This is a genomic window from Micromonospora sp. RB23, assembly GCF_053585025.1.
Window position 1 is genome coordinate 4,796,818 of sequence record NZ_CM132111.1, and the last position, 13,836, is coordinate 4,810,653.

The window sequence follows — 13,836 nt, forward strand, 5'->3', positions numbered from 1 at the left end:
GCCCGTGGCGTCACCCGACGCCAGCCGTCGTGGCCTAGGCTGGCGGGCTCCGAGCACCGGAAGGGGCGTCGCGATGCCTGCCGACCTCAGCGCGGCCGAAGCGCTGGCACTGCGGATGACCAGCCTGCTGCTGCGCCCGCCCGTCCGGCCCGGCACCGTCGCCGAGGTGGTCGAGTGGTTCGGGGCGATGCAGGCACAGGACCTGGCGAGCGGGCTGTGGTCGCTGGGCGCCCGGCTGCCGGGGCGCACGATGGCCGACGTGCAGGCCGCGCTGGAGCGCCGCGAGGCGCTGCGCACCTGGCCGATGCGGGGCACCGTGCACCTCGTTCCGCCCGCCGACGTGCGGTGGATGCTGGAGCTGACCGGCGTACGCTCGCTGGCCGGCGTGGCGACCCGCCGGGCGCAGCTCGGCCTCAGCGAGGCCGACGCCGACTGGGCGGTGGACGTGCTCGGCGCGGCGTTGGCCGGTGGCGGCCGGCTCACCCGTGCGCAGTGTCTCGCCACCCTGCGCGAGGCGGGGCTCGGCACCGACGGCCAGCGCGGCTACCACCTGCTGTGGTACGCCAGCGTGCGTGGGGTGACCTGCGTGGCGCCCACCATCGGCACCGAGCAGACGTTCGCCCTGCTCGACGAGTGGGCGCCGGAGCAGCTCCGCCCGGAGCGGGACGAGGCGTTGGCGCTGCTCGCCCACCGCTACGTCCGCGGCCACGGGCCGGTCACCGACCGCGAGTTCGCCGGGTGGAGCGGCCTCACCCTGACCGACGCCCGGCGCGGCCTGACCGCCGCCGCCGGCCTGCTGAGCACGGTACGCGTCGACGGCGAGCCGATGTACGTGGACGCGGCGCTGGCCGACGCCTCGCCCACCCCGGCGGCCGAGGTGCTGGCGCTGCCGGGCTTCGACGAGTACCTCCTCGGCTACCGGGATCGCACGCTGATGCTCGACCCCGCGCACCGGGCGGCCGTCGTACCGGGGAACAACGGCATCTTCCAGGCCACCGTGGTCCGCGCCGGTCGCGTGGTGGGCGTGTGGAAGCGCAAGGTCGGCCGGCAGTCCGTCACCCTGACGGTACGGCCGCTGACGCCGCTGACCACGGGCGACCGGGCCGATGTCGAGCGTGCGCTGACCCGGTACGCCGACTTCCTCGGGCTGCCACCGCGGTTCGACTGGTCGGCCTCCTAGTCCGGGGCGGCCGGCTCGCCGCCGGGCTCGGGCGTCCTGCGTCGGGGACGGGCGGCGCTGAGCAGGTCGACGATCCGACCCACGCCGGGGTCGGTGCGGATCTGCGCCACGCTGGCCGGCAACGGCAGCCGCCAGTTGGGGTACTCGTCGACCGTGCCCGGCATGTTGGGTTGGCGCACCTCCCCCAGCACGTCGTAGAGGGAGACACCGAGCAGTCGTGACGGGCTGGCCGCGAGCGCGGCGTGCATCGCCACCACCACGTCACCGTCGTCCGGCTCACCGTCGGCCTCCGCACCGGCGTCGGGCGACCCGGGCAGCAACGACTCGGCGCGCAGCATCGCCACCAGCCGCTCGCGGTCGGCGGCGGCCCGGGCGCGCTCGACGGCGACATCGGTGCCGAGCAGCTTCAACTCGTCGCGTACCCGCACGTGCTCCCCGGTCAGGAACCCCGGGGCGGTCGGCAGGTCGTGGGTGGAGATCGTCGCGAGAGCGTTGCGCGGCCAGCGGGCCGGCCGGGTGAACGCGCCGTCGTCGTCCCGGGCGAACCACAGCACCGTGGAGCCGAGCATGTTGCGCCCGCGTAGCCCACGCGTCACCGCGGGCTGGACCGTGCCCAGGTCCTCGCCGACGACCACCGCGCCGGCCCGGTGCGCCTCCAGCGCCAGGATGCCGAGCATCGCCTCGGCGTCGTACTGCACGTAGGTGCCCTCGGCGGCCCCGGCGCCCGGCGGCACCCACCACAGTCGCCAGAGCCCGGCGACGTGGTCGACCCGCAGGCCGCCCGCGTGCCGCAGGGTCCGCCGCAGCATGTCCCGGTACGCCGCGTACCCGGTCTCGGCGAGGCGGTCCGGTCGCCACGCGGCGAGTCCCCAGTCCTGGCCGAGCTGGTTGAAGTCGTCCGGTGGCGCGCCGACCCGTACCCCCTGGGCCAGGACGTCGGCGAGCTGCCAGCCGTCCGCGCCGCCCGGGTCGATGCCGACGGCCAGGTCGTGCACCACGCCGACCGGCATGCCCGTGGACCGGGCCGCCGCCGTCACGGCGTCGAGCTGCTCGTCGCACAGGTGTTGCAGCCAGGCGTGGAACGCCACCCGGTCGGCGAGCTGGCGACGCTGTTCGGCGACCGCCGGGGCGTCCGGGTGGTGCAGTTCCGCAGGCCACGCCCGCCAGTCGTTGCCGTGCCGCTCCGCCAGCGCGCACCAGGTGGCGAAGCTGGTCAGCGCCGGGTCCGCGTCGAGGTCCACCGCCGGGGCGTACGGGTGCAGCAGCTCCAACGCGTGCCGTTTGGCGGTCCACACCTCGTCGTAGTCGATCAGGTCGCCGCGGTCGGGGCGCAGCGCGTCGACCACCGCCCGGGTCGCCGGGTCGGCCGCGGCGTACGCGGCGGTGTCAGCGACGCGCAGGTAGAGCGGGTTGACGAAGCGTCGGCTGGCCGGCGAGTACGGCGACGCGGCCACCGGGTGCGCCGGCCCGACCGCGTGCAGCGGGTTGAGCAGGACGAGCCCGGCGCCCGTCTCGCCCGCCCAGCCGGTGAACTCGGCCAGGTCGCCGAGGTCGCCCATGCCCCAGGAACGCTCGGAGGTGAGCGCGTAGAGCTGGAGCATCCAGCCCCAGGTGTGTGGCGGCACGGGCAGCCGCCGGGGTACCACGACGAGAGTCACCTCCCGCCCGTCGCAGGTCAGCCGGTGCCAGCCCAGCGGAAGGTCACCGGGCAGTTCGCCGTCGACCGTCCGGCGAGCGCCGTCCTCCAGGGACACCACGCCCGGACCGGGCAACGCGCGGGTCCTGCCCTCGGTGAGCACCACGGTCGGTGGCAGCGCGGTCCGGTCCACCGCGCGGGCGACGGCGAGCGCCTCGGCGATCGCGGCGGGGCTGGTGGCGTCCACGCCGAGCAGCCCGAGTACGCCCACGACGGTCTCCGGTGCGACCTCGATGCGGCGGTGCCGCCAGTCCTCGTACCAGGTGGACACACCGTGCGCGGTGGCCAACGCGACAAGTGCCCGATCCATCAGTCCCCCGCCCCCCGGCTGACACCGCAACCCGCAACCACCCTGCCACGCCCACCCGGACGCCGCACCCCACGCCACCCCCGCGATCTTGCACCTTCTGCGGCGACATAGAGGACTTTCTTCTCGTGTCGACGACACAAAGTGCAAGATCGGCGAGGAGAGGGGGCGGGGTCAGCGCGCCTCGTGCAGGGTCAGGTTGCGGCCCGTACCCGGGTCGAAGAGGTGGATCTTTTCCAGGTTTGCCCAGACCCGGCGGGAAGCGCCCTCGGTCGCGCCGGACTCGGCGGACAGCCGGGTGACCAGGTTGCCGCCGGCACCGGCGAAATCACCCGCGCCCGCGTCGGCGGCCAGCTCCTCCAGCTCGGCGGCGGTGGCCCGCTCACCCTCCACGGTGAAGTAGACGTACTTGTCCGAGCCCATCGACTCGACGATCTCCACCGGCGCCTCGAACTCCAGCCCCCGACGGCGGGTCTCGTCGTCGATCAGCTCGGCGTCCTCGAAGTGCTCGGGCCGGATGCCGAGGATCAGTTCGCGGGGCGCGTCGGCCGCCTCCAGCTCCCGGCGCACCCGGTCGCCGAGCGGCACGTCGCCCAGGGCCGTACGCAGGCTGCCGTCCTGCACGGCGGCGTGCAGGAAGTTCATCGACGGCGAGCCGATGAAGCCGGCCACGAAGAGGTTGCGCGGGTGGTCGTACAGCTCCTGCGGCGGGCCGACCTGCTGCACCGCGCCACCCCGCATGATCACCACCCGGTCGCCGAGGGTCATCGCCTCGGTCTGGTCGTGCGTGACGTACACGGTGGTGGTGCCGAGCTGCTTCTGCAACCGGGACACCACCGTGCGCATCTGCACCCGCAGCTTCGCGTCGAGGTTGGACAGCGGCTCGTCCATGAGGAACGCCTTGGGCTGGCGGACGATCGCCCGGCCCATCGCCACCCGCTGCCGTTGACCACCCGAGAGGTTCGCGGGTTTGCGGTCCAGCAGCGGGGTCAGCTCCAACACCTTGGCGGCCTCGTCGACCTTGGAGTCGATCGTCTCCTTGTCCATCTTCGCCAGCCGCAGCGGGAACGCCATGTTCTCCCGCACGGTCATGTTCGGGTAGAGCGCGTACGACTGGAACACCATGGCGATGTCCCGGTCCCGGGGGGCCTTGTCGTTGACCCGCTGGCCGCCGATGCGCAGTTCGCCGGAGCTGATGTCCTCCAGGCCGGCGATCATGTTGAGGGTGGTGGACTTTCCGCAGCCCGAGGGGCCGACCAGGATCACGAACTCGCCGTCGGCGATCTCCAGGTCGACGTCCCGCACGGCGATCGTCCCGTCCGGGAAACTCTTGCTCACCTTGTCGAGCACGATGTCAGCCATGACTACTCACCTATCCCTTGACTGCGCCGGAGGTCAGGCCGGACACGATGCGGCGCTGAAAGAAGAGGACGAAGAGAATGATCGGTACGGTGATCACCACGGCGGCGGCGCAGATCGCCCCGGTGGGGTCCTCGAACTGTGATGCGCCCGTGAAGAACGACAGCGCGGCCGGCACCGTGCGGGACCGCTCGGTGGAGGTCAGCGAGATGGCGAACAGGAAGTCGTTCCAGCAGAAGATGAAGACCAGGATCGCCGTGGTGAACAGCCCGGGGGCGGCCAACGGGGCGATCACCCGCCGGAACGCCTGGGCCTGCGTGGCGCCGTCCATCTTCGCCGCCTTCTCCAGGTCCCACGGGATCTGCTTGAAGAACGCCGACAGCGTGTAGATCGCCAGCGGCAGCGCGAAGGTGATGTACGGCAGGATCAGTCCGGGCCAGGTGTCGAAGATCTTGAGTTGCCGTTCGATCTCGAACAGCGGCGACACCAGGGACACCTGCGGGAACATCGCGATCAGCAGCGAGATCCCGACCAGCAGTTGCTTGCCCGGGAAGTCCAGGCGGCTGATCGCGTACGCGGCCATCGCACCGAGCACCACCGCGACCAGGGTGGCGATCAGCGCGATCCCGATGGAGTTGATCAGTGCTCGGACGAACTGGTCGGTGTCGAAGATGGTCCGGTAGTTGTCCAGCGTCCACTCCCGGGGGATGAACTTCCCGTCGGTGAGGGTGGCCGGCGTCTTGAACGAGAGCGAGGCGATCCACAGCACCGGGACCAGCGCGAAGACGACCACGAGGACGTCCAGCAGGCCCCACCGCAGCTTCGCCCGGGTGGTGGTTTCCGCGGCCATGTCAGCGCCTCTCCCCATCGTCGCTACCGGGGGCAGCGGTACCGAACAGCTTCACGAAGACGAAGGCGATGATCGCTACCGTGATGAAGATCAGCACCGACATCGTGGAGCCGATGCCGAGGTTGAGACCCCGCAGCAGGTTGTTGTAGGCGAGCATCGACACCGAGGACGTCTCGTTGCCGCCGGCGGTCAACACGAAAATGTTGTCGAACACCCGGAACGCGTCCAGCGTGCGGAACAGCAGCGCGACCAGGATCGCCGGCTTCATCACCGGCAGCATCACCTTGGTGAACTTCTGCCAGGCCGTCGCGCCGTCGGTGGAGGCGGCCTTGAGCAGGTCATCCGGCACCAGGGCCAGCCCGGCCATCAGCAGCAGCGCCATGAACGGCGTGGTCTTCCAGATCTCGGCCAGCATGATGATCGCCAGCGAGCTGGCGCGCTCGGTGAGTGGAGCGCCGTCGCTGAACAGGTCGGCCAGGTAACCGGTGCCGGGCGTCCAGGCGTACCGCCAGGAGAAGGCCGCGACGACCGTGACGATGCCGTACGGGATCAGCGCCGAGGTACGGACGATGCCGCGCCCGACGAGCGTACGGTGCATGATCAGCGCCAGCCCCATGCCGAGCACCAGCTCGACGGCCACGGTGACCACCGTGATCAGCGCGGTCACCCCGAACGCGGTCCACCAGAACTCGTTGGTGAGCACGGTGACGTAGTTCTCCAACCCGACGAACTCGCGCTGGTCGGGAAAGCGCAGGTCGTAGCGCTGCAACGACAGCCAGACCGAGTAGATGATCGGGTACGCGGTGACCGCGACCATCACCAGCGCGGCGGGCGCGCAGAGCAGCCAACCGAGTCGGCGTTCGGCCTTCTTGTTCTCGCTCAGCGGCGCCTTGCGGCCGCCTCCGCGCTGGGTGGGCACGCTGGGGGTCGGGCGGGTCTCCTCGGCGGCGACGTCCGCGCCGGCCGGTGTGGCGTTGACGCTCATGGCAGCACCCCCTTCGATTCCAGGGCGTCGGCGATGGCGTCCCGCAGCTCGTCGGCCGTCTGCTGCGGACGGATGCCCGACGGCGGCGAGAGGATCGCCGACATGACGGTGGAGATGCTCTGGTAGGCCGGGGTCAGCGGACGGGTCGCCGGGTCCTTCAGCTCTTGGAGGATGGTGTCCTTCATCGGGTACGCCTCGGTCATCTCCGGGTCGTCGAAGACGGCCTCGATGGTCGGGGGCACGCCGTCGTTGATCGCGGAGAACTTCTGGTGCTCCGCGCTGCGCAGGCACCGCGCGGCCTCGAACGACAGCTCCGGGTGCTTCGAGTACGAGCTGACGGCCAGGTTCACCCCGCCGATGGTGACCTTGCCGGGGGTGCCCTCGTCGACGCCCGGCACGCGGGCCCAGCCGACCTGCTTGGCCAACTCCGGGTTGGCCTCCTGGAGGGCCGGGTAGACGAACGGCCAGTTCACCTGGAACGCGCCGCCGCCGGACTGGAACTCCAACCGGACGGGGTCCTCGGTGGCGTTGCTGAAGGACGGTGAGGTCACGCCCGACGTGGCGAACCGCTGCAACTGCTCCAGCGCCCGCACCGTGCCGTCGTCCATCACGGCCTTCTTACCGTCGTCGGAGAGGACCTTGCCTCCCGCGCTCTCGGCCAGGGTGTTGTAGAGAACGACCAGGCCCTCGTACTGCGCGCCCATGGTGAGCACCTGGTACGGCTTACCCTGCTCCTTGAGCTGCTGGGCCGCCGTGATCATCTGGTCCCAGGTGGTCGGCGGCTGCGGCACCAGGTCCTTGCGGTACCAGAGGAGCTGCACGTTGGTGTTCTTCGGCGCGGCGAAGAGCTTGTCCTCGTAGCGGGCGGTCTCCAGCGGCCCGGCGAGGGTGCCCTGCTCGACCTCGGCCTTGTCCTGGCCGGTCCACTCGCGGATCCAGTCGGCGCTGGCGAACTCCTGTGTCCAGGTGACGTCCAGGCCGAGGATGTCCATGCCGGTGTCCTCGGCGGCGAGCCGGCGCACCATCTGCACCCGCTGGTCGTCGGCCTGCCGGGGCAGCACCCGGTAGACGATCTTGTATCGCCCCTGGGCCTGCGTGTTGCAGTCGTCGACGACCTTCTGCAGGTTCTGCTCCGGCGGGTAGTACAGGTTGAGCGTCGGTGGGCCACCGCTCTCGTCGGCGCCGCACGCGGCGAGCGGCGCGACCAGCGCCAGCGCGGCGGCCATCGCCCCAACCCGGGCCGTCGGGCGACGCCGCTGTCGGGCCGTTTCGGGGTCCGTCATCGCCTTCCCCCTCTCGTGCACAACGGACCGGGGAGGCATCCGTGCCCCGGCGCACGGTGAGCTGTCTCCGAGACCAGGAGCTGCGAAAACGCCCCGCTCGGATACTCCGTGCGGCTACACTGCCCCGCTCACCGCGCCGCGAAACCTGCCGGCAACAGTGCGCGTCAAGCCGCCACCTCACCCCCCTCACACGCCCCCGCCCCGCCCGGACGGACGGGTCGATCTTGCAGTTTCGGTCGTCGAAAAGCCTGGAATGCCGCCCATGCCGGCACAGAAAGTGCAAGATCGCGGCCAGGACTCCGGTCGATCATGGAGTTGTGGTGCCCGGCTTGGGCTGCATGAGTAGTTTTGTCACCCACCACAACTTCATGATCGACGAGGCTTCGTGCGGCACCGACTCCGTCACGCGACGCTTGCCCCACGGTCAACTCCCGGAGCGGGCATGCTGGGACGGTGATCGCACGCTTCAAGGACCTCTGTCTGGACGCCGCCGACCCGCTAACCCTGGGCGGCTTCTGGGCGCGGGTGCTCGACGCCGACCTGGCCGACGCCGGTGACGGCGACACCAGGATCGATCCCCGTTCGGCGCGCTCCGACGCCGAGTCGATCTGGGTGAACCGGGTTCCCGAGCCCCGGGTCGGCGCTACCCGCGTACACCTGGATCTGCGCCTGGCCGACGCGGACCCGGCGGCGCTGCTCGCGGCCGGCGCGCGGTCGGTGCGCGAGCCGGACGGCGACGTCGAGCGGTGGGCGCTGGCCGACCCGGAGGGCAACCAGTTCTGCGTGCTCCCGGCCGGCGACGAGTCTCGGCCGGGCCCGGTCGAGCTGGTGGTGGCCGCGGTCGACCCGGCGGCGCAGGCGGCCTGGTGGGCCGGCCTGCTGGGTGGCACGACCGGGTCCGGTCCGAACACGGCGTCACTGCGCGACGCCGCCGGCTTCCCGTGGCAGGCGTGGGTGTTCGACGGGGTCGACGAGCCCAAGGCCGTCAAGAACCGGATGCACTGGGACGTCGAGATGACGGCCCCGGAGCCGACCGCGCTGCTGGACGCGGGCGCGACGCTGCTGCGCGAACCGGTGGACCGGGCGCGCTGGTGGGTGCTGGCCGACCCGGAGGGCAACGAGTTCTGCGCCTTTCCGCCGTCGACCACCGGGTGAACGACCGACTACCGAGGGCGCGCGCGGTGCACTAGCGTCTTTGCCAGCGCCGCAGCCAGCGCGTTCGCCGTCGCCGTCGACACGCCTCCGGCCGACCCAGCCTGCCCGATCGGTTGGTTATCGCGGGAACGCCCTTCCGCCACTGCACCGGTTCGGCAGGATCGTCCCCAACGAGGGAGGTGCCGCCGTGCAGGACACCCGCGCTCTCGCCCTGACGTTCGAGGTGAGCGGCCTGCCACCGGTCAAGACCGAAGCGTTGTCCATCTTCGCCGCCGGACACCGGCAGGCGACGAGGGTCCGCACCCTGCTCCAGGCCGCCCTGGGCGCGGCCCAGCGCACCGGCTGGACGCCGTTGCCCGGGCCGATCGAGGTGGATGTCGTCCTGCGGTGCCCGCCCGGGCACCGCACGTCCGACGCCAGCACCCTGCTCGGCGGCGTCTGCGCCGTGCTCCAGGACAAGAAGCGCGTCGCCACCATCGGCCTGGCGCACCTCGGCGTCCTGGTGGACGTCGCCCTCTACGACGACGACCGGCAGATCCGCCGGTTGTCCTACCACGAGGAGCCGGCGGAGGACTTCTCCTACCAGGTGCGGGTCGCCGCCGTACCGACCGGCGTTTGACCGACGGCCGCGATGGGGTATCGCGGACGCCGACGAAGGGAGCACCGATGTCGGAGCCACATGTCACGCTCGACCCGCGCGGGCTCGATCCTGTGCAGCAGAAGCTGCGCGGCCCGTTGGAGGACCAGCTGACCTCGGCTCTCCAGGCGGCCACCGACCGGGTCCGCGCCAGCTACGCCGGCGAGCCGGTCGAGCAGGTCTGCCAGCGGCTGTTGGACGAGACCCGCTCCGGGTTGCACCCCGACATCGCGGCCGGCTTCAACCCGGACATGGACGAGTTCTGCCGGGTGGCGATCTCGATCGTCCGTGGCAGCACGGGAGAGCCGGGCGCCCACCACGCCGGCGACGGTCGGCACCGCGCCTAGGGGCCTGTTTCACAAGGAGTGGCCGGGTCAGGACCGGGTCCGCAACTACCCGGTCCTGACCCTCGGCCGTCCGGCGGGGGAGCGGACAGCTCCGGCATTTCACCGCGCGCGTGGGCGCGGCACGACGCCACGCGGCTCGGTGGGGAGGCCCGGCCGCCCTGCACTCAGCTCCACGGTGCCCACCTGCCGGACGCCGGTGCGCCCGCGGCACACCCCGAAAGGCCGCGAACGCCGGCCCAGGCTAGGCGGATCGCGCCGGGCCGGACAAGCGCTGCCGGGCCGCCCGGGACGTGACTGATCTCAAGGGCAAAAAGCGGCAGGTACGCGTAACGCGACCATGATCGCGGACGCTGTTCGGATTCGACGGTCAGAAGTGCCGGAGCAGGTCCCGGAAGGCCGCGAGCCGCAGCACGCCGGTGTCGGTCGGGTCCAACTCGTCGTCCTCCAGCACCCAGGTGTTCTCGTTCGGGATGAACACCGCGTTCAGCCCGGCCGCCCGTGCCGGCAGGATGTCCGACTTCGGGGAGTTGCCGATCATCCACGCTTCAGCCGGCTCGAACCCGTGCTCGCGGACCAGCCACCGGTACGTGTCGACGTTCTTCTCGGCGACGATGTGCGCGGCCCCGAAGTGGTGCAACAGGCCGCAGGCGTCCAGCTTGCGCTGCTGCTCCTCCCGGTCACCCTTGGTCAGCAGCAACAGGTCGTGCCGCTGTGCCAACTCGTCGAGCGCCTCGGCGACGCCGGGCATCAGCTCCACCCGGTGCTCCACCAGCGCCAGGGCCAGCCGGTCGATCTCCTGGCGCTCGGCGTCGGTGGCCGGGCGCTCGCGCAGCCGCTCCAGGCACTCGCCGAGGCTGCGCAGGAACACCTTGCTGCCGTACCCGTGCGCCACCGCGTTCGCCCGCTCGATGTCGTCGAGGATCGTGCGGATCTCCGTCCGGTCCATCGTGGGGTGGTCGATCCAGGCCAGGAAGTCGTCGATCACCCGCTCGAAGACGACGTTGTTCTCCCACAACGTGTCGTCCGCGTCGAAGATCAGCACCTGTGCCCGTCGGCGGGCCTCCTGGTCCGCGGTCATGCCGGCCCCTCCTCGCGATCATGATCGTGCGGACGCGACTCTAGGGCATACCGCCCCGGGCACCCACCGGGTTTCCGTCGGCCGGGCAGGGCCACCAGAGCAGCCTCTCGGTGATCATCGCCTCCCGCTCCTCCTGCGCCTCCGGGCGCAGACGACCGCCGCGGGTGAGCATGACGACCCCGTGCAGCAGGCTCCATCCCACCTCGGCGAGGGTGTCCAGATCGCGCCCCTGCGCCAGCGGGAGCAGGGCCGCCCGCAGCGCGGCGAAGACGGCTCTCGGCGCCGCCGGCACCCCGGCCGCGCCGAGGGCGAGGTCCGGGGTCAGCGCGAGCATCGCGTCGTAGACAGCCGGATTGGCGTACGCGAAGTCGAGGTACGCGGCCGACATGACCGCCCACGCCCGCTCGGGGCAGGGGTTGTCGGCGTGCGCCGCCGTCAGCGCGGCGGCCAGATCGGCGAAGCCGTGCACCGCGACGGCGGCCAGCACCGCCTCCTGGTCGGCGAAGTGCCGGTAGAGGTCGCCGAGGTCCATGTCGGCCCGTTCGGCGACCCGACGGGCGCTGAGGCCGACCCAGCCCTCGGCCTCGGCCAGCTCGCGGGCGGCGGCGACGATGAGCAGGCGTCGCTCGTGTTCGATGGCCTCCTCGGCAGGTACGGACACCGGCCGAGCGTAACGACCCACACTGTCCGCACCTGCCTCGTGACGGATTGGTGACTGATCGCCTCCTCCCCCGCCGTGAACCGGCTCGCTGCCGTACCCGATGGTCGTTCGTTAGGTGATCAGGTCACCGCGACGGGAGGGCACGTGGTCGTTCGACGGCGTCGGCCCGCCGAGGCGGTCGACGGGTGAGGCAGGTCCCCGGTGGCGGGCTGGTACGCGGCGCGGACACCCGCGAGCGGGCCACCTTCCTGGAACTGTTCCTCGACCTCGTCTTCGTCTTCGCCCTCACCCGGATCTCCATTCGGCTGATCGACGACTTCACCGGGGGCGAGCGCGGGGTGCTCGCGGGCCTCGGTCAGGCGCTGGTGCTGTTGCTGGCGCTGTGGGCGGTCTGGACGTTGACGGTCTGGTCCACCAGTTGGCTCGACCCCGAGGCGATGATCGTCCAGGCCGTCATCGTCATCACGATGGCCGGCGCGATGACGATGGCGGTCGCGGTGCCCGACGGATTCGGCGCGCGGGCCTCCCTCTTCGCCATCACGCTCGTGACCCTCCAGGTCGGCCGGGTGGCGTACTTCCACATCGCCGGGCACGGCCAGCCCGATCCGCAGCAGTCCGTCCGCATCATGTTCTGGCTCGGCCTGACCGCGCCGTTCTGGGTCGTCGGTGGGCTGGTGAACGACGGCGACGTCCGTGGCTGGCTCTGGGCCCTCGCCGTGCTGGTCGACCACACGGGGTCGTACCTCGGGTGGCCGACCCCCCGGCTCGGCGCGCAACGGCTCGGCGTGCGGGGCATCGCGGCCGAGCACCTGGCCGAGCGGTATCAGCAGTTCCTGCTCATCGCGCTCGGTGAGGCCATCTTCGTCATCGGGCTGGCCTTCAGCGGCAGCAGCTTCCACGCCGCGCAGACGGCCGCCTTCGTGCTCGCGTTGGCGACGACAGTCCTGCTGTCGCGGATCTACTTCCACCTGGCCGGAGGGACGCTGGACACCGCCATCGGCACCTCCGGTGACCCCGCCCGGCTCGCCACCCAGATGGCGTTCGCGCACCTGGCGATGATCGCGGGGATCGTGCTGACCGGCGTGGGGATGGAGCTGTACATCACCGAGCCGTTCGGCCACCTTCCGGCGGCCTGGCTCATCGCCGTCCTCGGCGGCCCGGCGCTCTTCCTCGCCGGACGGGCGGCCCTGGAGTACCAGGTCTTCGACCGGGTCTCCCGATCGCGGGCGGTCGGCCTGCTGGCCCTCGCCCTGTCGGTGCCGGTGACACTCCCCCTGCCGCCGTTGCCCGCCGGTGCGACCGCCGCACTGGTGCTGCTCGGTGTCGCCGCCGCGGACGCCCGACGATCCCGGCACCGGCCCGGCGAGGCCTCCATGCCACCGTTCTGACCGGCGTCGTCGTTCACCGCCGCAGCACCGTGGCCCGGCGCATGTGCGACAGCTTCTCGGGGTTGCGGACGGCGTACAGACCGGTGACGAGACCGTCGTCGACGCGCGCCGTCAGGACGGTGTCGAGGTCACCGTCGATCCGGACGATCAACGCCGGGCAGCCGTTGACCTCGGCCGGGTGCAGTGACAGCGCGGCGACCTCCACCTGCCGCGAGGCCAGCAGACGGGCCACCTTGTCCGCGCCGACGACGGGCCGCAGCACGGCCTGCTTGATGCCGCCGCCGTCGCCCAGCAGGACGACGTCGGGCGCCAGGATGTCGAGCAGGCCCTGCACGTCGCCCAGCTCGACCGCCCGCTGGAACGCCTCCAACGCGCGCCGCGCCTCGGTCGCGGAGACCGGGCCGCGCGGCCGGCGCGCGGCGACGTGTGCCCGCGCCCGGTGGGCGATCTGGCGGACCGCGGCGGGGCTCTTCTCCACGGTCGCGGCGATCTCGTCGTAGTCCATCTCGAACACCTCCCGCAGGACGAACACCGCCCGTTCCGTCGGGCCGAGCGTCTCCAGCACGAGCAGCATCGCCATCGAGACGTGCTCCGCCAGCTCGACGTCATCGGCGACGTCGGGCGTGGTCAGCAACGGCTCGGGCAGCCAGGAGCCGACATAGGACTCCCTGCGCCGGCCGATCGTCCGCAGCCGGTTGAGCGACTGGCGGGTGGTGATCCGGACCAGGTAGGCGCGCTCGTCCCGTACCGCCGCGTGGTCGGCGTCCGCCCATCGCAGCCAGGTCTCCTGGAGTACGTCCTCCGCGTCGGCCGCCGAGCCGAGCATCTCGTACGCCACCGTGAAGAGCAGGTTCCGGTGCGTGACGAACGCGTCCACGGCGGGATCCATGTGCGACTCCTGTCCTCGACG

13 protein-coding genes are annotated in these 13,836 nt (G+C 71.6%); 5 read left to right on the forward strand and 8 right to left on the reverse strand.

The genetic code is table 11. From position 1 onward, the window contains the following. The first annotated feature begins 73 nt into the window (after positions 1-73). Positions 74-1,180: a winged helix DNA-binding domain-containing protein gene (locus ACTFTM_RS21790; RefSeq protein ID WP_449562339.1), complete on the forward strand. Its 1,107-nt coding sequence runs from the start codon at positions 74-76 to the stop codon at positions 1,178-1,180. On the opposite strand, the gene malQ is transcribed toward ACTFTM_RS21790, so the two are convergent. From malQ to ACTFTM_RS21815, 5 genes are all read right to left on the reverse strand, one after another. Continuing rightward, entirely contained in the window at positions 1,177-3,186 is a 2,010-nt protein-coding gene (gene malQ, locus ACTFTM_RS21795) for a 4-alpha-glucanotransferase (RefSeq protein ID WP_449562340.1), read from the reverse strand. The genes ACTFTM_RS21790 and malQ overlap by 4 nt on opposite strands. Before the next feature lie 171 nt (positions 3,187-3,357). Further along, positions 3,358-4,545 carry an ABC transporter ATP-binding protein gene (locus tag ACTFTM_RS21800; protein WP_449562341.1) on the reverse strand — a complete coding sequence of 396 codons (1,188 nt, stop codon included), beginning with the start codon at positions 4,543-4,545 and terminating at the stop codon, positions 3,358-3,360. A 10-nt stretch (positions 4,546-4,555) separates the two neighbouring features. Beyond that, on the reverse strand, positions 4,556-5,392 hold the full coding sequence (locus ACTFTM_RS21805) for a carbohydrate ABC transporter permease (protein WP_449562342.1): 837 nt from the start codon (positions 5,390-5,392) through the stop codon (positions 4,556-4,558). 1 nt (position 5,393) lies between these two features. Next, positions 5,394-6,377, reverse strand: coding sequence for a carbohydrate ABC transporter permease (locus ACTFTM_RS21810; RefSeq protein WP_449562343.1), 984 nt, complete (start codon positions 6,375-6,377; stop codon positions 5,394-5,396). Next, on the reverse strand, positions 6,374-7,660 hold the full coding sequence (locus ACTFTM_RS21815) for an ABC transporter substrate-binding protein (protein WP_449562344.1): 1,287 nt from the start codon (positions 7,658-7,660) through the stop codon (positions 6,374-6,376). The genes ACTFTM_RS21810 and ACTFTM_RS21815 overlap by 4 nt, the downstream gene beginning before the upstream one ends. Positions 7,661-8,113: 453 nt before the next feature. On the opposite strand from ACTFTM_RS21815, the gene ACTFTM_RS21820 reads away from it, so the two are divergent. From ACTFTM_RS21820 to ACTFTM_RS21830, 3 genes are all read left to right on the forward strand, one after another. Beyond that, positions 8,114-8,815, forward strand: coding sequence for a VOC family protein (locus tag ACTFTM_RS21820; RefSeq protein ID WP_449562345.1), 702 nt, complete (start codon positions 8,114-8,116; stop codon positions 8,813-8,815). Positions 8,816-9,002: 187 nt separating this feature from the next. Continuing rightward, positions 9,003-9,434 (forward strand): RusA family crossover junction endodeoxyribonuclease, encoded by a 432-nt coding sequence (locus ACTFTM_RS21825; RefSeq protein WP_355624547.1) that lies wholly within the window; start codon positions 9,003-9,005, stop codon positions 9,432-9,434. Between the two features lie 47 nt (positions 9,435-9,481). After that, positions 9,482-9,799 carry a hypothetical protein gene (locus tag ACTFTM_RS21830; RefSeq protein WP_449562346.1) on the forward strand — a complete coding sequence of 106 codons (318 nt, stop codon included), beginning with the start codon at positions 9,482-9,484 and terminating at the stop codon, positions 9,797-9,799. A 367-nt stretch (positions 9,800-10,166) separates the two neighbouring features. Here ACTFTM_RS21830 and ACTFTM_RS21835 read toward each other — a convergent pair whose 3' ends face one another. Further along, positions 10,167-10,877 carry an HAD family hydrolase gene (locus tag ACTFTM_RS21835; RefSeq protein WP_449562347.1) on the reverse strand — a complete coding sequence of 237 codons (711 nt, stop codon included), beginning with the start codon at positions 10,875-10,877 and terminating at the stop codon, positions 10,167-10,169. A 40-nt stretch (positions 10,878-10,917) separates the two neighbouring features. Next, positions 10,918-11,538: a TetR/AcrR family transcriptional regulator gene (locus tag ACTFTM_RS21840; RefSeq protein ID WP_449562348.1), complete on the reverse strand. Its 621-nt coding sequence runs from the start codon at positions 11,536-11,538 to the stop codon at positions 10,918-10,920. A gap of 185 nt (positions 11,539-11,723) precedes the next feature. Between ACTFTM_RS21840 and ACTFTM_RS21845 the strand changes: the two genes are divergently transcribed. Further along, the gene (locus ACTFTM_RS21845) at positions 11,724-12,926 is read left to right on the forward strand and encodes a low temperature requirement protein A (RefSeq protein ID WP_449562349.1); all 1,203 of its coding nucleotides are present in this window, start codon (positions 11,724-11,726) and stop codon (positions 12,924-12,926) included. A gap of 13 nt (positions 12,927-12,939) precedes the next feature. On the opposite strand, the gene ACTFTM_RS21850 is transcribed toward ACTFTM_RS21845, so the two are convergent. Continuing rightward, positions 12,940-13,815: an RNA polymerase sigma-70 factor gene (locus ACTFTM_RS21850; protein WP_449562350.1), complete on the reverse strand. Its 876-nt coding sequence runs from the start codon at positions 13,813-13,815 to the stop codon at positions 12,940-12,942. Positions 13,816-13,836: the final 21 nt, after the last annotated feature.